The organism is Corallococcus aberystwythensis, from assembly GCF_003612165.1.
Classification (GTDB): domain Bacteria; phylum Myxococcota; class Myxococcia; order Myxococcales; family Myxococcaceae; genus Corallococcus; species Corallococcus aberystwythensis.
In genome coordinates this window covers 25,427-49,593 of record NZ_RAWK01000027.1, presented here as the reverse complement: position 1 = coordinate 49,593, position 24,167 = coordinate 25,427, and the positions used below count along the sequence as shown (strand labels likewise).

1 protein-coding gene is annotated in these 24,167 nt (G+C 69.9%); it reads right to left on the bottom strand.

The window, feature by feature from the left end:
* Positions 1-23,926: non-ribosomal peptide synthase/polyketide synthase (locus tag D7W81_RS06400; RefSeq protein WP_120554431.1), on the bottom strand; the 23,926-nt coding region annotated here is incomplete at its 3' end.
* Positions 23,927-24,167: the final 241 nt, after the last annotated feature.

Genomic DNA, 24,167 nt, shown 5'->3' with positions numbered 1-24,167 from the left:
AGCCCAGCCGCTCACGCGGGTAGCCGGGATCCAACGGCACATAGGCGCCACCGGCCTTGAGGATGCCGAGAGCACCGATGACGAGGTCCTCGGTACGCTCGACGCAGAGGCCGACGCGGACTTCGGGCCCGACGCCCAAACCGCGTAGGCGATGAGCCAGTTGGTTCGCCTTGGCATCCAGCTCCCGATACGTCAGCTGCCGCTCGGGCGTGATGACAGCCACGGCATCCGGCGTACGGCGCACCTGGGCTTCCACCATCGCGGGGATGCTGGGCTCACGAATCGCCAGGGCTGCTTCCGGATTCCACTCGACAAGGAGCTGCTGGCGCTCCGTGGCGGTCAGCAGGGGCAGGTCGCCCAGCCTCGTGTCCGGCTTCTTCGCGATGGCCTCCAGCAACATACCGAAGTGCCCGGCCATGCGCTCGATGGTCGACGCGTCGAAGAGGTCCGCCGCGTAATCGAACGTGCCGACGAAGCCGTCCTTCCCTTCGCGCAGACCCAGGGAGAGGTCGAACTTGGCGAAGTGGGTTTCCAGTGGCAGGGACTGGAAGGACAGGCCCGGCAGACGCAGCGCCTCGGTGGGCGCGTTCTGCAGGACGAACATGGCCTGGAAGAGCGGGCTGCGGCTCAGGTCGCGCGTGGGCTGCACGGCTTCGACGAGCTTCTCGAAGGGCAGGTGCTGGTGGTCGTAGGCCGCGAGCGTCGTGCCTCGCACCTGCGCCAGCAGCTCACGGAAGGTCGCGCGCGGGTTCAGCTGGGCGCGCAGGACCAGGGTGTTGATGAAGAAGCCGATGAGGCCTTCGGTCTCCGCCTGGGTACGGCCGGCGATGGGCGAACCCACGCTGATGTCATCCTGCGCGGAGTAGCGCGACAGCAGCACCTGGAACGCCGCCAGCAGCGTCATGAAGGGCGTGGCGCCTTCGCGCTGGGTCAGGGACTTGAGGGCCTCCGAGATGTGTTTGGGGATGTGCACCTGCACCGTGCCACCCCGGTGCGACTGCACGGGCGGCCGCGGACGGTCCGTGGGCAGCTCCAGCGCCGCCGGAGCCCCTGCGAGCTGCTGCTTCCAGTAGTCGATCTGCGCTTGCAGGGCCTCGCCCTGGAGCCAGTCGCGCTGCCACGTCGCGAAGTCCGCGTACTGCACGGGCAGTGCAGGAAGAGAAGGCGACTGGCCCGTGGAGAAGGCCGCGTAGAAGGTCGCCACTTCCCGGACGAGGACACCCATGGACCAGCCGTCGGAGACGATGTGGTGCATCGTCACCAGCAGCAGGTGCGAGTCATTGGCCAGCCGCACCAACGTGCTGCGCAGCAGCGGACCCCTGGCGAGGTCGAACGGCCGCCGTGCCTCCTCGTCAGCCAGCCGCCGCGCCTCGTTCTCCCGAAGTGCTTCAGGCAGAGAGGAGAGGTCCACGAGCGGGAGTTCCCATCCGCTGGGAGCGTGGATGATCTGGATGGGCTGGTCCTGATGCTGGCCGAAGGTGGTGCGCAGGGCTTCATGGCGCTGGACGAGTGCCTCGAACGCACGGCGCAGGGCCTCCGCGTCCACGCTTCCCGAGAGCTGGAGCGCGGTGGGGATGTTGTAGGACGCGTCCCTAGGCTGGAGCTGATCCAGCAGCCACAGCCGCTGCTGCGCGAAGGACAACGGCCGCGGGCCACCCACGTGAGTCCGGGTGCGCGGAGGCAGGTGAGCGACGTTCGGCTTGATGGCCTGGATCCGCTCCGCGAGGGCGGCCACGGTGGGCGCCTCGAAGAGCGCCCGGAGCGGCAACTCCACGCGGAAGGTGGAGCGGATGCGTGAGACGAGCTGCGTGGCCAGCAGCGAGTGGCCCCCGAGGGCGAAGAAGTCGTCGTGGATGCCCACGCGCTCCACGCGCAACACCTGCATGAAGAGGGCGGCGAGCTGCTCCTCGGCGGGAGTGCCCGCCGCGACGTAGGTGGAAGCGAGCGCGGTGCCTTGGGGCGCGGGCAGGGCCTTGCGGTCCACCTTGCCGTTGGTGTTGAGCGGCAGGGCCTCCAGCACCATGAGCGCGGAGGGCACCATGTACTCGGGCAGGTGCTGCTTGAGGAAGGTCCGCAGCTCCGTGACGTCGAGAGATTGGCCTTCCTCCGGCACGAGGTACGCGACGAGCCGCTTGTCTCCGGGCACGTCCTCGCGCGCCAGCACCACGGCTTGATGCACGGCGGGATGTCCCAGCAAACGCGCCTCGATTTCACCCAGCTCGATGCGGAAGCCGCGCACCTTCACCTGGAAGTCGGCGCGGCCCAGGTAGTCGAGCATCCCGTCCGCGCGCCAGCGCACCACGTCGCCGGTGCGGTAGAGGCGGGCACCGGGCGTGGAGGAGAAGCCATCCGGGATGAAGCGGTCCGCCGTCAGCTCCGGCCGGTTGAGGTAGCCGCGGGCAACGCCTTCGCCGCCGATGAAGAGCTCACCCGCGACGCCCACGGGCACCGGGCGCAGCGTGCGATCCAGCACGTAGACGCGCACGTTGGGCAGGGGCCTGCCGATGGTAGGCGTGGGGGAGGCGTCGAAGGCGCAAGCGGTGGCGTCGACGGTGCACTCGGTGGGGCCGTAGACGTTGAAGACGCGCGGGCGCGGGGCTTGCGCCAGGTGACGCCAGGTGGCGGGGTCCACGGCTTCGCCGCCCACGAGGACGCGGTTGGGAGTGGCCTGACGCTCCAGCAGGCCTTCATCCACCAGCAAGCGCAGGTGCGCGGGCGAGCAGTCGAGGACGTCCAGGGCGTCCTTCTCGATGCGGTTGACGAGCTCGCCCACGTCGGCGCGGGCCTCGTCGGGGACGATGCAGAGGGTGTGGCCGTCGAGCACCTGGATGAGCTGCTTGACGGAGGCGTCGAAGGACAGCGGCGCGTTGACGCTGACGCGCTCTCCAGGCTGGGCCCCCGCGTGCACGGTGGCCGCGAGCGCGACGCGCAGGTTCAGCACGGAGCGGTGCTGAATCATCACGCCCTTGGGGCGGCCGGTGCTACCGGAGGTGTAGATGATGTAGGCCAGATGCTCCGGCGTGACGCCCGTGGACGGCGCGTGCGAAGGCTCGCGGGAGAGCTCCGCGGCGCCGGAGTCCAGGCAGAGGTCATGCGCGGAGTGCGGCGGCAGTGAGTCGCGCAGGCGCTCCTGGGTGAGCACCACCGGAGCGCCGGTGTCCTGGAGGACGTGAGCAAGCCACTCACGCGGGTAGCTGGGGTCGATGGGCACGTAAGCACCACCGGCCTTCATCGTACCGAGGATGCCAACGAGGGCCTCCACGGAGCGCTCCACGCAGAGCACCACGCGCACGTCTGGGCCGACGCCCAACTTCACCAGCCGGTGGGCAAGCTGATTGGCGCGCGTGTCCAACTCGCGGAAGGTGAGCTGCTCCTCACGGCAGATGACGGCGAGGGCTTCAGGCGTGCGGAGGGCCTGGGCGCTGAAGGCGTCGTGGAGGCAGAGGTCGCGCGGGAACTCCGCGCTGGGGCCGTTCCAGTCAACGAGCAGCTGCTGGCGCTCCGGAGCAGTAAGCAGCGGCAGGCCCGCGAGCGTCGAGTCCGGCTGCGCGGCGATGGCCTCCAGCAACACGCCCAGGTGCCCCGCCATGCGATGCGCGGTCGAGGCGTCAAAGAGGTCCGTGGCGTACGTCAGCGTTCCGACGAAGCCCTGGGGCAACTCGACGAGGGTGAGCGTCAGGTCGAACTTGGAGGACCGGGTGTCCACCGGGACGGATTGGAAGGACAGCCCGGGCAGGCGCAGCGCTTCCGTGGGCGCGTTCTGCAGGGAGAACATCGCCTGGAAGAGCGCGCTGCGGCTCAGGTCACGCGAGGGCTGGAGGACCTCCACCAGCTTCTCGAAGGGCAGGTGCTGGTGCTCGTAGGCCGCGAGCGTCGTGCCGCGCACCTGGGCGAGGAACTCACGGAAGGTCGACCGCGGCTGGACGTGAGCACGCAACACGAGCGTGTTGACGAAGAAGCCGATGAGGCCTTCGGTCTCCGCCTGCGTGCGGCCCGCGATGGGCGTGCCCACGCTGATGTCATCCTGCGTGGAGTAGCGGGACAGGAACACCTGCCAGGCCGCGAGCAGCAGCATGAAGGGCGTGGCGCCTTCAGCCTGGGCCAGGGTCTTGAGGGCCTGCGAGGCCTGCGGCGGAACGCTGATGTCCACCGTTGCGCCACGGCGTGACTGCACCGGCGGACGCGGGCGGTCCGTGGGCAGGTCCAGCGCGGAAGGTGCCCCCGACAGCTGCTTCTTCCAATAGCCCAGCTGCGCGTCCAGGGCCTCGCCCTGGAGCCAGCCTCGCTGCCACAGCGCGAAGTCCGCGTACTGCACGGGCATCGGCGGAAGGGAGGCCTCCCGGCCGGTGCTGAAGGCTTCGTAGAAGGCCGCCATCTCCCGGACGAGCACGCCCATGGACCAGCCGTCGGAGACGATGTGGTGCATCGTCACCAGCAACAGGTGCTCTTCGGCTGCCAGCCGCACCAGGGTGCTGCGCAGCAAGGGGCCCGTCGTGAGTTGGAAGGGACGCCGGGCCTCCATGGCCGCCGCGCGCTGGGCCTCCTCCTCCCGCTGCGACTCGGGGAGGGAGGTCAGGTCGATGAGGGGCAGCTCCCAGCTGGAGGCGTCCTGGATGGATTGCGACGGTTCCTCCTGGGCCGTGGAGAGTGTGGTGCGCAGCGATTCGTGACGCTCCACCAGCGCCTCGAAGGCGCGGCGCAACGACTCCACGTCCACCTGCCCCGTGAGCCGCAGGGCGGTGGGGATGTTGTACGAGATGTCTCCGGGCTGGAGCTGATCCAGCAGCCAGAGGCGCTGCTGTGCGAAGGACAGCGGAATGGCGCCTTCGCGCGGCAGGGGCCGCAGGGGCGGTGCGCGGAGCCCGGAGGACTGGACTCCTTCGAGCCTCGGCGCGAGGCCTTCGACGGTGGGGGCGTCGAAGAGGGCCCGGAGCGGCAGTTCCACGCGGAAGGTGGACCGCACGCGCGAGACGAGCTGGGTGGCCAACAGCGAGTGGCCTCCCATGGCGAAGAAGTCGTCCCGCACGCCGATGCGCTCCACCCGGAGGACCTCGGCGAAGAGGACGGCCAGCTGCTCCTCGGTGGCGGTGCGCGGCGCGACGAAGTCGGAGCTCCGGGGAGTGTTTCCAGGCTCCGGCAGGGCCTTGCGGTCCACCTTGCCGTTGGCGTTGAGGGGCAGGGCGTCCAGCACCACGAAGGCCGACGGCACCATGTACTCGGGCAGCCGCTGCTTGAGGCTGGCCTTGAGGGTGTCCGCATTCAGCGACTGGCCCGCGCGTGCGGTGACGTAGCCGATGAGGCGCTTGTCCACGCCCGTGCCACGCGCCACGACGACCGCTTCGTTGACGCCGGTGGCGGAGCGCAGCGCGACTTCGATTTCACCCAGCTCGATGCGGAAGCCACGCACCTTCACCTGGAGGTCGACACGGCCGAGGAAGTCGAGCGTGCCGTCCTCCCGCCAGCGGGCCTTGTCGCCCGTGCGGTAGAGGCGCTCGCCGGGAGTGGAGGCGAAGGGGTGGGGGACGAAGCGCTCCGCGGTCAGGTCGGGGCGGTGCAGGTAGCCCCAGGCGAGGCCGAGGCCACCGACGTACACCTCACCGGCGATGCCCACGGGCACGGGGTGCTGGTGCGCGTCGAGCACGTAGACGGTGGAGTTGGAAGGAGGCCGGCCAATGGGCACCGCGCCCTCGACGCGCGAGCCGTGGTGCATGGCGAAGGTGGTGGCGAGGGTGGTGTTCTCCGTGGGGCCGTAGGCGTTGTGGAAGCTGGCGCCCTCGGGAATGCGAGCGAGGTGCTCGCGCACGCGGTCGGCGGGCAGCACGTCGCCACCGGAGAGAATCTGCCGCACGCCTGCGAGGGCTTCGCCCTGGTGCAGGGCCATCTGCTCGAAGAGGGCAGTGGTGAGGAAGAGCGTCGTCACGCCGTGGAGGCGCAGCAGTGCGGCCAATTCCTCCAGGGAGAGGGAGTGGGGCGGAGCGAGGACGAGCTTCGAGCCATTCAGCAGGGCGCCCCAGATTTCGAGGGTGGAGGCGTCGAAGGCGACCGGGGCGACATGGAGCCAGACTTCTTCAGGCCCGAAGTGCATGAAGGTGCTGCCGAGCACCATCCGGGTGATGCCCCGGTGAGGCACGCAGACGCCCTTGGGACGGCCCGTGGAGCCCGAGGTGAACATGACGTAGGCCATCGCCTCGCCGTCCACGCGGACGTCGGGGGCATGGGTGGGGCACGCGGCGATGTCACCGGCCTGGGCGTCCAGCCACACGCGAGTCCCCGAAGCGGGCAGCAGCGAGGCGAAGGGCTGGTGGGTGACGACGAAGTGGACGTCCGCGTCCTCCAGCAGGGAGGCGATGCGCTCCACCGGGGCATTGCGGTCCACGGGGACGTAGGTGGCGCCCACCTTGAGGATGGCGAGCAGGGCCGTCACCAGATCGAAGGAGCGCTCGACGGCGAGGCCAATGCGCGCACCCGGGGCGATGCCGAGGTTGCGCAGGTGGTGGGCCAACTGGTTCGCGCGCGCGTCCAGTCGCGCGTACGTCAGCGTCGCGTCTCCGAGGACCAGCGCGACGGCATGCGGCGTGCGCTGAGCCTGCTGCGCGAAGTGGACGTGGACCGGGACGTCCGTTGGGCTGATGGCAGCCGTGTCATTCCACTCCACGAGGATGCGCTGACGCTCGTCGCTGGAGAGGAGGGACATCTCGGCCACGGGCTGCTCGGGCCTGACGGCCACGGCCTCCAACAGCGTGCGCAGGTGGCTACCCATCCGCTCCACCGTGCTTCGCTGGAAGAGGGCGGTGCTGTACTCGAGCGAACCGAAGAAGCCCTGGGGCGAGTCCTGAAGTACCAGGGTGAGGTCGAACTTGGCGGAGCGCGCCTCGGAGGTCACCTCCTGGAAGGTGAGGCCTCGAACGCGCAGCTCGCCGGCCGGAGCGTTCTGGAGCGCGAACATCACCTGGAACAGCGGACTGCGGCTCGCGTCCCGCACGGGCTGGATGACTTCCACCAGCTTCTCGAACGGAAGGTGCTGGTGTTCGTACGCCGCGAGCGTCGTGCCGCGCACCTGGGCAAGCAGCTTGCGGAAGGAGTCCTCCGGCGTCACGCGCGTGCGGAGGACGAGCGTGTTGACGAAGAAGCCGATGAGCCCTTCGGTCTCGGCCTGCGTGCGGCCCGCGATGGGCGAACCCACGGTGATGTCATCCTGTGCTGAGTAACGCGACAGCAGCACCTGCCAGGCCGCGAGCAGCACCATGAAGGGCGTGGCGCCTTCACGCTGGGCCAGCGCCTTGAGGGTGTCGGACGTCCCCTGGGGAATCCGGACGGCGATGGCCGCGCCCTTGTGGGACTGGATGGCCGGACGCGGATGATCGGCCGGCAGTTCCAGCGCGGATGATGCGCCCGCGAGCTGCTTCTTCCAGTAGCCGAGCTGTGCCTCCAGCGTCTCGCCCTGGAGCCAATGGCGCTGCCGTTCCGCGAAGTCCGCGTACTGCACGGGCAGCGGGGCGAGCTTGGGCGTCTGCCCGGTGCCGAAGGCCTCGTAGAAGGCCACCAGCTCACGGACAAGCACGCCCATGGACCAGCCGTCGGAGACGATGTGGTGCATCGTCACCAGCAACAGGTGCTCCTCGGCCGCCAGTCGCAGAAGGGTCGTGCGCAGCAGCGGCCCTCGCTCCAGGTGGAAGGGCTGGCTCGCTTCCTTCGCGACCCGGCGCTGGGCGTCGGCTTCGCGCTGCACTTCGGGCAGCGCGGACAGGTCCACGAGCGGCAACGTCCACGCGTCCGGCACATGGATCTGCTGCACGGCCTGTCCTTCCTGCTCATGGAAGGTGGTGCGCAGGGATTCGTGACGGGTGACCAGCGCTTCGAAGGCGCGACGCAACGACTCCACGTCCAGCTGGCCCTTCAGCCGGAGCGCCGTCGGGATGTTGTACGACGCATCTCCCGGCGTGAGCTGATCCAGGAACCAGAGGCGCTGCTGGGCGAAGGAGAGCGGAATGGCGCCTTGCCTCGACGCAGGCCGCAGCAGGGGAGCCCGTGCCGCCGCGGGCCGTGCGTCCGCGAGCTTCAGCGCGAGGGTGGCCACGGTCGGGGCATCGAAGAGGGCCCGCAGGGGCAACTCCAACCCCAGCGTGGCGCGCACGCGCGAGACGAGCTGGGTGGCCAGGAGCGAGTGGCCTCCCAGCGTGAAGAAGTCATCGTGGATGCCCACGCGCTCGACCCGGAGGACCTCGGTGAAGAGGGCGGCCAGCTGCTCCTCGGTGGCGCTGCGCGGGGCGACGAAGGCGACAGTGCTCGAAGCTTCCCCCGGCTCCGGCAGGGCCTTGCGGTCCACCTTGCCGTTGGCGTTGAGAGGCAGCGCGTCCAGGACGACGAGCGCGGAGGGCACCATGTACTCGGGCAGCCGCTGCTTGAGGGTCGCCTTGAGTGACTCAGAGTCCAGCGAGTGGCCTTCGCGCGCGGTGACGTAGCCGATGAGGCGCTTGTCCGCGTCCGTGCCCCGGGCCACGACGACCGCCTCGTTGACGCCGATGGCGGAGCGGAGCGTGGCTTCGATTTCACCCAGTTCGATGCGGAAGCCCCGCACCTTCACCTGGAAGTCGATGCGGCCGAGGTACTCCAGCCGTCCGTCCAGGCGGTACCGCACGCGGTCTCCCGTGCGGTACATGCGGCTGCCGGGAGGCCCGTAGGGTTCGGGGACGAAGCGCTCCGCGGTGAGTTCCGGACGCAGGAGGTAGCCGCGCGCCTGGCCTTCACCGGCGAGGTACAGTTCACCTGCCACACCGACGGGCACCGGCTGCAACGAAGCGTCCAACACGTAGGCGCGCGTCGCTGGCAGCGGGCGGCCAATGAGGGGCACTTCGTCACGGCCAACGAGGGAGGCGGTGGAGTAGGTGGTGTCCTCGGAAGGCCCGTAGAGGTTGTAGAGCTTCTGCACCGTCGGGACGGCGTAGACCTGCTTCGCCAACGTCTCCGGCAGGGCTTCGCCCGCGAGGTTGATGACACGTACGCCCGGCGGCACTGCATTCAGGCGCAGCAGCTGCGCCATGGCGGAGGGCACCGTGTTGACGAGGGTGACGTGGGAGGCGGTGGGCAGCTCCGCCAGATGCAAGGCGTTGCGTGCCACCACCACCGCGCCGCCACTTGAGAGTGGTGCGAAGAGTTCGAAGACGGAGAGGTCGAAGTTGAGGCTCGTCGCGGCGAGCGTGCCCTTCAGTTCTTCCGGAGCGAACGTCGCCAGCGCCCAGTGGAGGAAGGCCACGGCATTGCCATGGGAGATGGCGACCCCCTTGGGACGACCGGTGCTGCCGGACGTGTAGATGAGGTAGGCGAGGTGGCCCGGGTGGATGTCCACGCCCGGCGCCGTGGTGGGCTGCTTCGCCAGCTCCGCATCTGAATCAAGGCACACCGGCGTGGCGGTGGTTTCAGGTAGCGCGGAGAGCAGGTTCGAATGGGCGACAAGGGCAGGGCCCTGGGCGTCCTCCAACAGCCAGCCCAGACGCTCACGCGGATAGCTGGGATCCAGCGGCACGTACGCGCCACCGGCCTTGAGGATGCCGAGCGCACCGATGACGAGGTCCTCGGTACGCTCAACGCAGAGGCCGACGCGGACTTCGGGCCTGACGCCCAAGCCGCGCAGACGGTGGGCGAGCTGGTTGGCCTTCGCATCCAGCTCCCGATACGTCAGCTGCCGCTCGGGCGTGATGATGGCGACCGCGTCCGGCGTGCGGCGCACCTGGGCTTCCACCATCGCCGGGATGCTGGGCTCACGCATCGCCAGGGCTGCTTCCGGGTTCCACTCGACAAGGAGCTGCCGGCGCTCATCGCTGGAGAGGAGGGGGAGCTCGGACAGGGGCTGCTCGGGCCTGGCGGCCACGGCCTCCAGCAGCGTGCGCAGATGGCTGCCCATCCGCTCCACGGTGCTCCGCTCGAAGAGCGCGGTGCTGTACTCCAGCGAACCGATGAAGCCCTGCGGTGAATCCTGAAGTGCCAGGTTGAGGTCGAACTTGGCGGAGCGCCCTTCGGTGGTCACCTGCTGGAAGGTGAGGCCGGGAACGCGCAGCTCCTCCGCTGGGGCGTTCTGGAGCGCGAACATCACCTGGAACAGCGGACTGCGGCTCGCGTCCCGCACGGGCTGGATCGCTTCCACCAGCTTCTCGAACGGGAGGTGCTGGTGTTCGTACGCCGCGAGCGTCGTGCCGCGCACCTGGGAGAGGAACCCACGGAAGGTCAACCGCGGCTGCACGTGGGCACGCAGGACGAGCGTGTTCACGAAGAAGCCGATGAGGCCCTCGGTCTCCGCCTGCGTGCGGCCCGCGATGGGCGAACCCACGCTGATGTCGTCCTGCGCGGAGTAACGCGACAGGAGCACCTGGAAGGCCGCCAGCAGCAACATGAAAGGCGTGGCGCCTTCACGCTGGGCCAGCGCCTTGAGCGCTTCGGACGTCCCCTGGGGAATCCGGATGGCGACGGCCGCGCCCTGGTAGGACTGGATGGCCGGACGCGGATGATCCGTGGGCAGCTCCAGCGCGGATGAAGCGCCCGCGAGCTGCTTCTTCCAGTAGCCGAGCTGTGCCTCCAGCGTCTCGCCCTGGAGCCAATGGCGCTGCCGTTCCGCGAAGTCCGCGTACTGCATGGGCAGCGGGGCCAGCTTGGGTGTCTTCCCCGTGCTGAAGGCCTCGTAGAAGGCCACCAGCTCCCGGACGAGCACACCCATGGACCAGCCGTCGGAGACGATGTGGTGCATCGTCATCAGCAACAGGTGCTCCTCGGCCGCCAGTCGCAGAAGGGTCGTGCGCAGCAGCGGCCCTCGCTCCAGGTGGAAGGGCTGGCTCGCTTCCTTCGCGACCCGGCGTTGGGCGTCGGCTTCGCGCTGCACTTCGGGCAGCGAGGACAGGTCCACGAGCGGCAACGTCCACGCGTCCGGCACGTGGATCTGCTGCACGGCCTGCCCTTCCTGCTCGTGGAAGGTCGTGCGCAGGGACTCGTGACGGGCGACCAGCGCTTCGAAGGCGCGACGCAACGACTCCACGTCCACCTGGCCCTTCAGCCGCAGCGCCGTCGGGATGTTGTACGACGCATCTCCCGGCGTGAGCTGATCCAGGAACCACAGACGCTGCTGGGCGAAGGAGAGCGGAATGCCTCCCGCGCGCGGTGCGAGCCGAAGCGAAGGCGCCCCCTGGACCGCGGGCCGCGCGTCCGCGAGCTTCAACGCAAGGGCAGCCACGGTCGGGGCATCGAAGAGGGCCCGCAGGGGCAACTCCCGCCCCAACGTGGCGCGCACGCGCGAGACGAGCTGGGTGGCCAGGAGCGAGTGGCCACCCAACGCGAAGAAGTCATCGTGGATGCCCACGCGCTCCACCCGGAGGACCTCGGCGAAGAGGGCGGCCAGCTGCTCCTCCGTGGCGTTGCGGGGGGCGACGAAGGCGGCGGTGCTTGAGGCTTCCCCCGGCTCCGGCAGGGCCTTGCGGTCCACCTTTCCGTTGGCGTTGAGGGGCATCGCGTCCAGCACCAGGAACGCGGAGGGCACCATGTACTCGGGCAGCCGCTGCTTGAGGGTCGCCTTGAGCGACTCAGCGTCCAGCGTGTGGCCCTCGCTGGCGGTGACGTAGCCGATGAGGCGCTTGTCCGTGTCGGCGCCCCGAGCCACGACGACCGCCTCGTTGACGCCGGTGGAGGAGCGCAGCGCGGCTTCGACTTCACCCAGTTCGATGCGGAAGCCACGCACCTTCACCTGGAAGTCGACGCGGCCCAGGAAGTCGAGCGTGCCGTCAGGCAACCAGCGGGCCTTGTCTCCCGTGCGGTAGAGCCGCTCGCCCGGAGTGGCAGCGAAGGGATGGGGAACGAAGCGTTCCGCGGTCAGGTCGGGCCGGTTCAGGTAGCCCCAGGCGAGGCCCTGGCCACCGACGTACACCTCACCGGCGACGCCCACGGACACCGGGCGCAGGCGCGCGTCGAGCACGTAGGCGGTGGAGTTGGAGAGCGGCCGGCCAATGGGCACCGCGCCCTCCACGCGCGTGCCGTGCTGCATGGCGAACGTCGCGGAGAAGGTGGTGTTCTCCGTGGGGCCGTAGCCGTTGATGAGGGCAGTGCCTTCAGGAATGCGAGCGAGGTGCTCCTTCACGCGAGCGGCAGGCAGCACGTCGCCACCCGCGAGGACCTGCCGCACGCTGGCGAGGGCTTCACCCTGGTGCAGGACCATCTGCTCGAAGAGGGCCGCGGTGAGCCACAGGGACGTCACGCGGTGGTGACGCAGCTGGGCGGCCAACTCCTCCAGCGAGAGGGAGTGGGACGGAGCGAGGACGAGCTTCGCGCCGTGCAGCAGCGCGCCCCAGATTTCGAGCGTGGAGGCGTCGAAGGCGACGGGTGCCGCCTGGAGCCAGACCTCGTCGGGCCCGAACCGCATGAAGGTGCTGCCCAGGACCAGGCGGGTGATGCCCCGGTGCGGCACGCAGACGCCCTTGGGGCGGCCCGTGGAGCCCGACGTGAACATGACGTAGGCCAGGGCTTCGCCGTCCACGCGGACATCGAGGGCGTGCGTGGGCAGCGCGGCGATGACGTCCTGCTGCGCATCCAGCCAGACGCGGGTGCCGTTGGCGGGCAGCAGTGAGGCGAAGGGCTGGTGCGTGAGCGTTACGCTGACGTCCGCATCCTCCAGCAGGGCAGCGATGCGCTCCACGGGTGCATTGCGGTCCACGGGGACGAAGGCGGCGCCCACCTTGAGGATGGCGAGCAGGGCCGTCACCAGCTCGAAGGAGCGCTCGACGGCGAGACCGACTCGCGCGCCGGGGACGATGCCCAGGGCGCGCAGGTGATGGGCGAGCTGGTTGGCACGGGCCTCGAGCTGTCCGTAGGTCAGCGTTGCGTCCCCCAGGACTAGCGCCACCGCGTCGGGCATGCGCTGGGCCTGCTGGGCGAAGTGGATGTGGACAGGAACGTCCGTCGGACTGCCGGCGGCCGTGTCATTCCACTCCACGAGGACGCGCTGGCGCTCGTCGCTGGAGAGGAAGGACAGCTCGGCCACGGGCTGCTCGGGCTTCGCGGCCACGGCCTCCAGCAGCGTGCGCAGATGGCTGCCCATCCGCTCGATGGTGCTCCGCTCGAAGAGCGCGGTGCTGTACTCCAGCCAGCCGATGAAACCCTGCGGCGACTCCTGCAGCGTCAGGGTGAGATCGAACTTGGCGGAGTGCCCTTCCGCGACGACCGGCCGGAAGGTGAGGCCCGGAACTCGCAGCGCTTCGGCAGGTGCGTTCTGCAGGACGAACATCACCTGGAACAGCGGACTGCGGCTCGTGTCCCGCACGGGCTGGAGGGCTTCCACCAGCTTTTCGAAGGGCACGTGCTGATGCTCAAAAGCTGTGAGCGTCGTGCCGCGCACCTGGGCGAGCAGCTTGCGGAAGGAGTCCTCTGGCGTCACGCGCGCGCGCAGGACGAGCGTGTTCACGAAGAAGCCGATGAGGCCTTCGGTCTCCGCCTGGGTGCGGCCCGCGATGGGAGAGCCGACGGTGATGTCGTCCTGTGCGGAGTAACGCGACAGGAGCACCTGCCAGGCCGCGAGCAGCACCATGAAGGGCGTGGCGCCCTCGCGCTGGGCCAGCGCCTTGAGCGCATCGGACGTCGCCAGGGGAATCTGGACGGAGTGGGTTGCGCCCGCGTGGGACTGGATGGCCGGGCGGGGATGATCCGTGGGCAGCTCCAGCGTGGCCGGAGCATCCGCGAGCTGCTGCTTCCAGTAGCCCAGCTGCGTGTCGAGCGTTTCGCCCTGGAGCCAGTCACGCTGCCACGTCGCGAAGTCCGTGTACTGCACGGGTAGTGGGGCGAGCGCGGGCGTCTGACCGGCGCTGAAGGCCTCGTAGAAGGCCACCAGCTCGCGGACAAGCACGCCCATGGACCAGCCGTCGGAGACGATGTGGTGCATCGTCACGAGCAACAGGTGCTCTTCGGCTGCCAGCCGCACGAGCGCGGTGCGCAGCAGCGGACCGTTCCGCAGGTCGAATGGCTGACGTGCCTCCGCTTCGACCTTCCGCTGGGCTTCGGTTTCGCGCTGCGCTTCGGGCAGGCCGGAAAGGTCGATGAGCGGCAACGCCCACGTGGCGGGCGTGTGGATGTGCTGGGCAGCCTCCCCCTGATGCTCGCGGAAGGTGGTGCGCAGGGAGTCGTGGCGCGCGGCCAGCGCTTCAAAGGCGCGGCGCAGTGCCTCCACGTCCACATGTCCCGTCAACCGGAGCGCCGTGGGCATGTTGTACGACGCATCGCCCGGCGTGAGCTGATCCAGGAACCAGAGGCGCTGTTGGGCGAAGGACAGCGGCTGGGGGCCATTCGCATGGGTCCGCGTGAGCGGAGGGAGGCGGAGGCTCGGTGTCTGGGACTGGAGGCGCTCGGCGAGCGCGGCCACGTTGGGCGCTTCGAAGAGGGCCCGGAGCGGCAACTCCTGGCGGAACGTGGCGCGCACGCGCGAGACGAGCTGGGTGGCCAGCAGCGAATGGCCACCGAGGGCGAAGAAGTCGTCGTGGATGCCCACGCGCTCCACGCGCAGCACCTGGGTGAAGAGGGCCGCGAGTTGCTCCTCGGTGGGAGTCCGCGGCGCGACGTAGGTGGATGCGGCCGCACCGCTCTGGGGCGCGGGCAGCGCTTTGCGGTCCACCTTGCCGTTGGTGTTGAGCGGCAGGGCCTCCAGCACGAGGAATGCGGAGGGCCGCATGTGCTCGGGCAGGGACTGCTTGAGCCAGTCCTTGAGGGCGTCAGGCGTAGGGGCGGGAACAGCACCTTCCGTGGGCACCACGTACGCGACGAGCCGCTTGTCGCCGGGGATGTCCTCGCGTGCCAGCACGACGGTGGCATGCACCTGGGGATGCTTGAGGAGGGCCGCCTCGATTTCACCCAGCTCGATGCGGAAGCCGCGCACCTTCACCTGGAAGTCAGCGCGGCCCAGGTAGTCGAGCATCCCGTCCGCGCGCCAGCGCACCACGTCGCCGGTGCGGTAGAGCCGGGCACCTGGAGTGGAGGAGAAGCCATCCGGGATGAAGCGGTCCGCCGTCAGCTCCGGCCGGTTGAGGTAGCCGCGGGCGACACCCTCACCGCCGATGAAGAGTTCACCCGCGACGCCCACGGGCACCGGGCGCAGCGTGCGGTCCAGCACGTAGACGCGCACGTTGGGCAGGGGGCGGCCGATGGTGGGCGTGGGGGAGGCGTCGAAGGCGCAAGCGGTGGCGTCGACGGTGCACTCGGTGGGGCCGTAGACGTTGAAGACGCGCGGGCGCGGGGCCTGCGCCAGGTGACGCCAGGTGGCCGGGTCCACGGCTTCGCCGCCCACGAGGACGCGGTTGGGGATGGCCTGACGCTTCAGCAGGCCTTCATCCAGCAAGAGGCGCAGGTGCGCGGGAGAGCAGTCGAGGACGTCGAGCGCGTCCTTCTCGATGCGGTTGACGAGCTCGCCCACGTCGGCGCGGGCCTCGTCGGGGACGATGCAGAGGGTGTGGCCGTCGAGCACCTGGATGAGCTGCTTGACGGAGGCGTCGAAGGACAGCGGCGCGTTGACGCTGACGCGCTCTCCAGGCTGGGCGCCTGCGTGCACGGTGGCCGCGAGCGCGACGCGCAGGTTCAGCACGGAGCGGTGCTGAATCATCACGCCCTTGGGGCGGCCGGTGCTGCCAGAGGTGTAGATGATGTAGGCCAGGTGCTCCGGCGTGACGCCCGTGGCTGGCGCGTGCGAAGGCTCGCGGGAAAGCTCCGCGGCGCCGGAGTCCAGGCAGAGGTCGTGGGCGGAGTGGGGCGGCAGTGAGTCGCGCAGGCGCTCCTGGGTGAGCACCACCGGCGCACCGGTGTCCTGGAGGACGTGAGCGAGCCACTCACGCGGGTAGCTGGGGTCGATGGGCACGTAGGCACCACCGGCCTTCATCGTACCGAGGATGCCGACGAGGGCCTCCACGGAGCGCTCCACGCAGAGCACCACGCGCACGTCTGGGCCGACGCCCAGCTTCACCAGCCGGTGGGCAAGCTGATTGGCGCGCGTGTCCAACTCGCGGAAGGTGAGCTGCTCATCACGGCAGATGACGGCCGGGGCGTCCGGGGTGAGACGGGCCTGGGCGCTGAAGGCGTCGTGGAGGCAGAGGTCGCGCGGGAACTCCGCACGGGGGCCGTTCCACTCGACGAGGAGCTGCTGCAGCTCCGGAGCGGTGAGCAGCGGCAGGCCCGCGAGCGTTGAGTCCGGCTGCGCGGCGATGGCCTCCAGCAACACACCCAGGTTCCCCACCATGCGCTGCATGGTCGAGGCATTGAAGAGGTCGCTGCTGTACTCCAGGACGCCCATGAAGCCCTGCGGCGAGTCCTGCAACGTCAGCGTCAGGTCGAACTTCGCCGAGTTCGCTTCGAGCGGAAGCTGCTCGAATGACAGGCCCGGCACGCGCAGGGCTTCCGCGGGCGTGTTCTGCAAGGCGAACATCGCCTGGAAGAGCGCGCTGCGGCTCAGGTCGCGCACGGGGTGGAGGGTCTCCACCAGCTTCTCGAACGGGACGTGCTGGTGCTCGAAGGCCGCGAGCGTCGTGCCGCGCACCTGGGCGAGGAACTCCCGGAAGGTCGACTGCGGCTGGACCTGGGCCCGCAGCACCAGCGTGTTGACGAAGAAGCCGATGAGGCCCTCGGTCTCCGCCTGCGTGCGGCCCGCGATGGGCGTGCCCACGCTGATGTCGTCCTGCGTGGAGTAGCGCGACAGGAGCACCTGCCAGGCCGCGAGCAGCAGCATGAAGGGCGTGGCGCCTTCACGCTGGGCCAGGGCCTTCAGTGCGTCGGAGACCTGCGTGGGGACACGCACGTCCACCGTGGCGCCCCGGTGCGACTGCACGGGCGGGCGCGGGCGGTCCGTGGGCAGGTCCAGCGCGGCGGGCGCTCCGGACAGCTGCTGCTTCCAGTAGCCGAGCTGCGTCTCCAGCGTTTCGCCCTGGAGCCAGTCGCGCTGCCAGACGGCGAAGTCCGCGTACTGCACGGGCAGCGGCGCGAGGGTGGGCGGTTGACCCGCGTGGAACGCCGCGTACAGCGCGGTGAGCTCACGAACGAGGACGCTCATGGACCAGCCGTCGGAGACGATGTGGTGCATCGTCACCAGCAGCAGGTGCTCGGCGTCACTCAGGCGCACCAGCGACGTGCGAAGGAGGGGCCCCGTTTCCAGGTCGAAGGGACGACGGGCCTCGAGGTTCGCGAGGCGGCGTGCCTCTTCGTCCCGCTGCGGGGCCTCGGACAGCGAGGAGACGTCGAGCAGCGGCAGGGCCCACGTCGCGGGCGAGTGGATGCGCTGCGCGGGCTCGCCGTGGTGCTGGAAGAAGGTGGTGCGCAGCGTCTCATGCCGGGCGACCAGGGTCTCGAAGGCAAGACGCAGGGCCTCCACGTCCACCTGGCCCTTCAAGCGAAGTGCGGCGGGGATGTTGTAGGCGGCGCTGCCCGGCCGGAGTTGATCCAACAGCCACAGCCGCTGCTGGGCGAAGGACAGGGGCGGGGGGCCTTCGTGGGGAGTGAAAGGCAGCGGCGGCGGACGCGGGCCGGAGGGGGCGGTGCGCAGACGCTCTGCGAGGGCTGAGACGGTGGGGGCCTCGAAGAGGGCGCGCAGGGGCAGTTCCACGCCGAAGGCCGTGCGCACGCGGGAGACGAGCTGGGTGGCCAGCAGCGAGTGGCCGCCCAGCGCGAAGAAGTCGTCGTGGATGCCCACGCGCTCACGGCGCAGGACCTGGGCGAAGGCGTCCGCGAGCTTCTCCTCGGTGGCGTCGCGAGGGGCGACGAAGTCGGCGAGAGGCGCGGCATCCGGGACGGGCAGGGCCTTGCGGTCCACCTTGCCATTGGCGTTGAGGGGCAGGGCCTCCAGCACGAGGAACGCGGAGGGCCGCATGTGCTCGGGCAGGGACTGCTTGAGCCAGTCCTTGAGGGCGTCCGCCGTCAATGCGGAGCCCGTGCCTTCCGTGGGCACCACGTAGGCGACGAGCCGCTTGTCGCCGGGGATGTCCTCGCGTGCCAGCACCACGGCGGCGTGCACCTGGGGGTGCTTGAGGAGCGTGGACTCGATTTCGCCCAGCTCGATGCGGAAGCCGCGCACCTTCACCTGGAAGTCCGCGCGGCCCAGGTAGTCGAGCATCCCGTCCGCGCGCCAGCGCACCACGTCGCCCGTGCGGTAGAGGCGGGCTCCGGGCGTGGAGGAGAAGGCGTCCGGGATGAAGCGGTCCGCCGTCAACTCCGGCCGGTTGAGGTAGCCGCGGCCCACGCCCTCACCGCCAAGGAAGAGCTCGCCGGCGACGCCCACGGGTACCAGACGCAGGGACCTGTCCAACACGTACGCGCGGACGTTGGGCAGGGGCCTGCCGATGGTGGGCGTAGGGGAGGCGTCGAAGGCGCAGGCGGTGGCGTCGACGGTGCACTCGGTGGGCCCGTAGACGTTGAAGGCGCGCAGGTGCGGAGCCTGGGCCAGGTGGCGCCAGGTGGCGGGATCCACCGCTTCGCCTCCCACGAGGACACGGCGCGGGAGGGCCTGGCGCTCCAGCAGCCCTTCATCCAGCAGCAGGCGCAGGTGCGCGGGCGAGCAGTCGAAGACCTCCAGCGCGTCCTGCCGGATGCGCTTCACCAGCTCACCGGCATCCGCACGCGCCTCTTCCGGGACGATGCAGAGGGTGTGGCCGTCGAGCACCTGGACGAGCTGCTGGACGGAGGCGTCGAAGGAGAGCGGAGCGTTGACGCTGACCCGCTCCGCCTCGCCCCGGCCCTGGTGCACGGTGGTGGCCAACCCCTGCCGCAGGTTCATCACGGAGCGGTGCTGGATCATCACGCCCTTGGGGCGGCCGGTGCTGCCGGAGGTGTAGATGATGTAGGCCAGTTGCTCGGCGGAGACGGCCACGCCGGGCGCTTCGCGGGACTCGGCCGCGAACTCCGCCGCCTCCGGGTCGAGGAGGACAATCTGGGCCGTATGCGGGGGAAGCACGTCGCGCACGCGCTGCTGGGTGAGGACGACGGGAGCGCCGGTGTCGGTGAGGACGTGAGCGAGCCACTCGCGCGGGTAGCGGAAGTCCACGGGCACGTAGGCGCCGCCGGCCTTGAGGATGCCGAGGAGGCCCACGAGGGCCTCCACGGAGCGCTCCACGCAGAGCACCACGCGCACGTCGGGCCCGACGCCCAGCTTCAACAGCCGGTGCGCCAGTTGGTTGGAGCGCGCCTCCAGTTCCTGGAACGTGAGCTGCTGATCACGGCAGATGACGGCCGGGGCTTCCGGCGTGCGAAGGGCCTGGGCCGTGAAGGCCTCATGGATGCAGCTGTCGCGCGGGAAGGCGGCGTCCGTCTCGTTCCATTCCACAAGAAGCCGCTGCTGCTCCGCGGCCGTCATGAGGGGCAGCGCGGAGACACGCGCGTCCGGCTGGGCCGCGAGGGCGCCGAGGAGGACGCCGAAGTGCCCCATGAGGCGCTGGACGGTGGAGGCGTCGAAGAGGTCGGTGCTGTACTCGAGGAAGCCGGTGAGGCCCTGGGGCACCTCGAAGAGGGTGAGGGACAAATCGAAGCGGGAGGAGTTGCCCTCCAGGGGGATGGGCTGGAAGGCCATGCCTGGAACGCGCAGCGCTTCGGCCGGGGCGTTCTGCAGGACGAGCATCACCTGGAAGAGGGCGCTGCGGCTCAGGTCGCGCGAGGGCTGGAGGACTTCCACCAGCTTCTCGAAGGGCACGTGCTGGTGCTCATAGGCGGCGAGCGTGGTGGCCTTCACCTGGGCCAGCAGTTCGCGGAACGTCGCGCGCGGATCCACTCGGGCCCGCAGGACCAGGGTGTTGACGAAGAAGCCGATGAGGCCTTCCGCCTCCGTGTGGGTACGGCCCGCGATGGGGGAGCCGACGCTGATGTCGTCCTGGCCGGAGTAGCGCGAGAGGAGCAGCTGGAAGGCGGACAGCAGCAGCATGAAGGGCGTGGCGCCCTCACGCTGGGCGAGGCTTCGCAGCGAGTCCGTCAGCTCCGAGGGGAAGTGCACGGGCAGCGTGGCGCCGCGCAGGGACTTGCTGGCCGGCCGCGGGCGGTCCGTGGGGAGCTCCAATGCAGCAGGTGCTCCCGCCAACTGCCGCTTCCAGTAACCCAGCTGCGCTTCGAGCGTCTCGCCCTGCAACCACTGGCGCTGCCAGAGGGCGAAGTCCGCGTACCGCACCGGCAGCGGCGGGAGTGACGGGGCCTGTCCCGCACTGAAGGCCGCGTAGAGGCCCGCCAGCTCCTTCACGAGAACGCCCATGGACCAGCCGTCGGAGACGATGTGGTGCATCGTCGCGAGGAGGACGTGGGACTCCTCCGAAAGCTTGAGCAGGGCGGTGCGCAGCAGCGGCCCGCGGACGAGGTGGAAGGGCTGCCGCGCTTCCCGGGTGGCAAGCCGCAGCGTTTCTGTCTCGCGCGCGGATTCGTCCAGCCCGGACAGGTCCTCCACGGGGAGTGACCAGGAAGCCGGCGCATGGATGCGCTGGAAGGGCTGGCCCTCTTCTTCGAAGAAGGTGGTGCGCAGCGCTTCATGCCGCGCCACGAGCGCCTCGAATGCGCGGCGCAGGGCCTCCACGTCCAGACGGCCCACGAGGCGCAGCGCGACAGGGAGGTTGTAGGAGGCGTCGTCCGGGGTCAGCTGGTCGAGGAACCAGAGGCGCTGCTGGGCGAAGGAGAGCGGCAGGTGGCCTTCGGTGCGCGTGCGCGTCAGGGATGGCAGACGCGGACCGGTCGCGGCGCGCTGGAGGCGTTCAGCCAGGGCGGCGATGGTGGGGGCCTCGAAGAGGGCACGAAGGGGCAACTCCACGTCGAGCGCGGCGCGCACGCGGGCCACCAGCTGGGTGGCGAGCAGCGAGTGGCCACCCAGTTCGAAGAAGTTGTCCGTGCGGCCCACGGTGGGGACACGCAGCACTTCGCTCCAGAGCGCCGCGAGCTTCTCCTCCATCGGCGTCGCTGGGGCTTCATAGGTGTGCGAAGCACGAAGCAGGCTCGCATCCGGAGCCGGGAGGGCCTTGCGGTCCACCTTGCCGTTGGACGTCAGCGGCAGCGTCTCCAGGGAGACGAAGGCAGCGGGCACCATGTACTCGGGCAGGTGCTGCTTGAGGTGGGCACGGAGGGCGGTGACGTCGAGCGCTTCACCCACGACATAGGCGACCAGGCGCTTCTCGCCGGGCGCGTCCTCGCGAGCGAGCACGACGGCATCCTTCACGGCGGGAGCGGCGCGCAGGGCGTTCTCGACCTCGCCCAGCTCGATGCGGAAGCCGCGCACCTTCACCTGGGCGTCGATGCGGCCAACGAAGTCCAGCTGGCCGTCCGCACGCCAGCGCACCACGTCGCCCGTGCGGTAGAGACGGGCGCCCGGAGTGGAGGAGAAGGCGTCCGGGATGAAGCGCTCGGCGGTGAGAGCTGGCCGTCCGGCGTATCCACGCGCGACGCCCACGCCACCGATGTGCAGCTCACCGTGCACGCCCACCGGCACCGGCTGACCTTGCGGGTCCAGCACGTAGACGCGCACGTTCGCCAGCGGCTTGCCGATGGACGGCACGCTCCCGTCCGGGACCACCTCGCCGAAGGTGGCGATGACAGTGGCCTCGGTGGGGCCGTAGGTGTTGAGCAGGCGCCGCCCCGGCGCCCAACGCGCGACGACGTCCGAGGGCAGGGCTTCACCGCCGGAGATGACGGTGCGCACCTCGGCAAGGCCTTCGGAGGACGTGGCCGCCAGGGCCGCGGGGGTGAGGCTGATGACGGAGAGGCGTTGCTCGCGCAGCAGAACGGGCAGCGGTGCGCCCGGCATCAGCTTCTCCAGCGGGGCGAGCACCAGCGCGGCGCCGTTGCAGAGCGTCGTGAAGATTTCCTCCACGGACAGGTCGAAGCTGAGGCTGGCGAACTGCAGCACGCGGCTGCCAGGGCCGATGCCGTAGGCCACCGCTTCGTGGGTGACGAGGTTGGCGACGCTGCGGTGCTCCACCGCCGTGCCCTTGGGCGTGCCCGTGCTGCCCGAGGTGTAGAGCAGGTACGCCATGTTCGCGGGCGTCACGCCCGTCACGGGTGCATCCGTCGGTTCGTTCGCCAGCGACTCCCGCTCGGTGTCCAGGCAGAGGGCGCGGGCATGCAGTGCTTCCGGGAAGCGGTCCACCAGCGGCTGCTGGGTGACGAGCACCTGCGCTGCGCTGTCCTCCAACATGAAGGCCAGGCGCTCCCGGGGCAGGAGCGGATCCACCGGCACCCAGGCGCCACCGGCCTTCAGGATGCCGAGCAGTCCGATGACGACATCGAGTGAGCGCTCGACACTGAGTGCGACGCGGACCTCCGGCCCGACACCGCGACGGCGAAGGGCATGGGCGAGCTGATTGGCGCGCGCATCCAGCTGCGCGTACGTCAGCTGCGTTCCTTCAAATACGGCGGCCAGCGCCTCCGGCGCACGGCGCACCTGCGCCTCGAACAGCGCGTGCATGCACGCTTCGGGGAACGGAGCCTTCGTGGCGTTCCACGCCACCAGCATTTCGTTCTGTTCCGCCGGGGTCAGCAGCGGCAGTCGGGCCACTGCCTCATTCGGCTGTGCGACCGCGCCTTCCAGGAGCACGCGGAGGTGCTCGGCCATGCGAGCGGCGGTGGAAGGGGAGAAGAGGTCGGTGGTGTATTCGAGGTAGCCCTTGAGGCCCGCGTCCGTCTCGAGCACCTGGAGGGTGAGGTCGAACTTGGCGGAGAAGGTGTCGAGCTCCAGGGCCTCGAGCTTCACGCCCTCGACGGTAGCGGCGCCGCGGAAGGAGGCCTGGTAGGTGAGCATCACCTGGAAGAAGGGAGTGCGCCCCGGGATGCGCTCGGGCTTCAACTCCTCCACGAGCCGCTCGATGGGCAGCTCCTGGTGCTCCTGGGCGCCCAGCACCGTCTCCCGCACCTGACGCAGCAGCGTGCGGAAGGAGGCGTCGGGCGTCACCCGCGTGCGAAGCACCTGGGCGTTGACGAAGAGGCCGATGAGGCTCTCCACCTCGCCGCGTGTACGGCCCGCCATGGGGGAGCCGACGGTGACGTCCTCCTGGCCGGAGTAGCGGGCCATCAGCATCTGCCAGCCCGTCAGGAGCGCCATGTAGAGGGAGGCGCCCTCCTGCTGCGCCAGGGCCTTGAGCGCGTCCGTCAACTCGCGCGGCAGCAGCACGTCATGGCGTGCACCGCGGCCGTCACGGGTGGCGGGGCGGGGGAAGTCGGTGGGCAGCTCCAGCGCGGAGGGCACTCCGGCCAGCTGCTGCTTCCAGTACCCGAGCTGCTTCTCCAGCCGGGGGCCCTGCAACCACTCGCGCTGCCAGACGCCGAAGTCCGCGTACTGCACGCCCAGCGGGGGCAGGGGCGCGGCTTGTCCTCGCGCGAGTGCGCCGTAGAGCAGCGCGACTTCGCGCACCAGCAGCGTCATGGACCAACCGTCGGAGACGATGTGGTGCACCACCACGACGAGCAGGTGCTCTGCCGGGCCGGACGTCAGCAGCAGCGCCCGCAGCAGCGGCCCCGTCGCGAGGTCGAAGGGCTGGGCCGCCGCTTCGCGCGCCAGGCGCCACGCTTCCTCGGGCGGCGAGCCCGTGAGGTCCTTGCGCTCCAGGGTGAGCAGCGGCTCCGGTGCCACCACCTGCACGGGGCCCGAGGCGTCCTCACGGAAGGTGGTGCGAAGGACTTCGTGACGGCGCACCACCTCGCGCAGCGCGCGCTCCAGCACGGCCACGTCGAGCGAGCCCTCCAGCCGCACCGCCATGGGCACGTTGAAGAGGGAGGTGCCGGGTTGCAGCTGATCAATGAACCAGAGGCGCTGCTGGGCGAAGGACAGGGGCAGCGGGCGCGAGCGGTCCTGCACCGGGATGAGGCCTTGTACAGAGTTGCCGGCGACGGCCTTCTGCGCGGCCATCTTCTTGAGCAGCTCGGCGCGCTTCTCCGGTGAGAGGTTGGCGATCCGCTTCGACAGCTCGTTGCTCATCTCATGTACTCCGCACTCGGGAACGTCATGGCGCACGAACACCACTGGGGGCGGTGGTGCTCGTGAAAATTCTGATCTGCTGCTGATGCTGGGTTGCCGTCCTGCACCGCTCTCCCAGGAGAAGCGCGGCGGTGGGCAAAATCGCGGTGGTTACATTATTCCGTGACGACGTGACGTGTCATGAGGACGACGCCGCGCTCCGGATCCGCGCCCGGTGTTTCAATAAATCCTTGCGTTTACA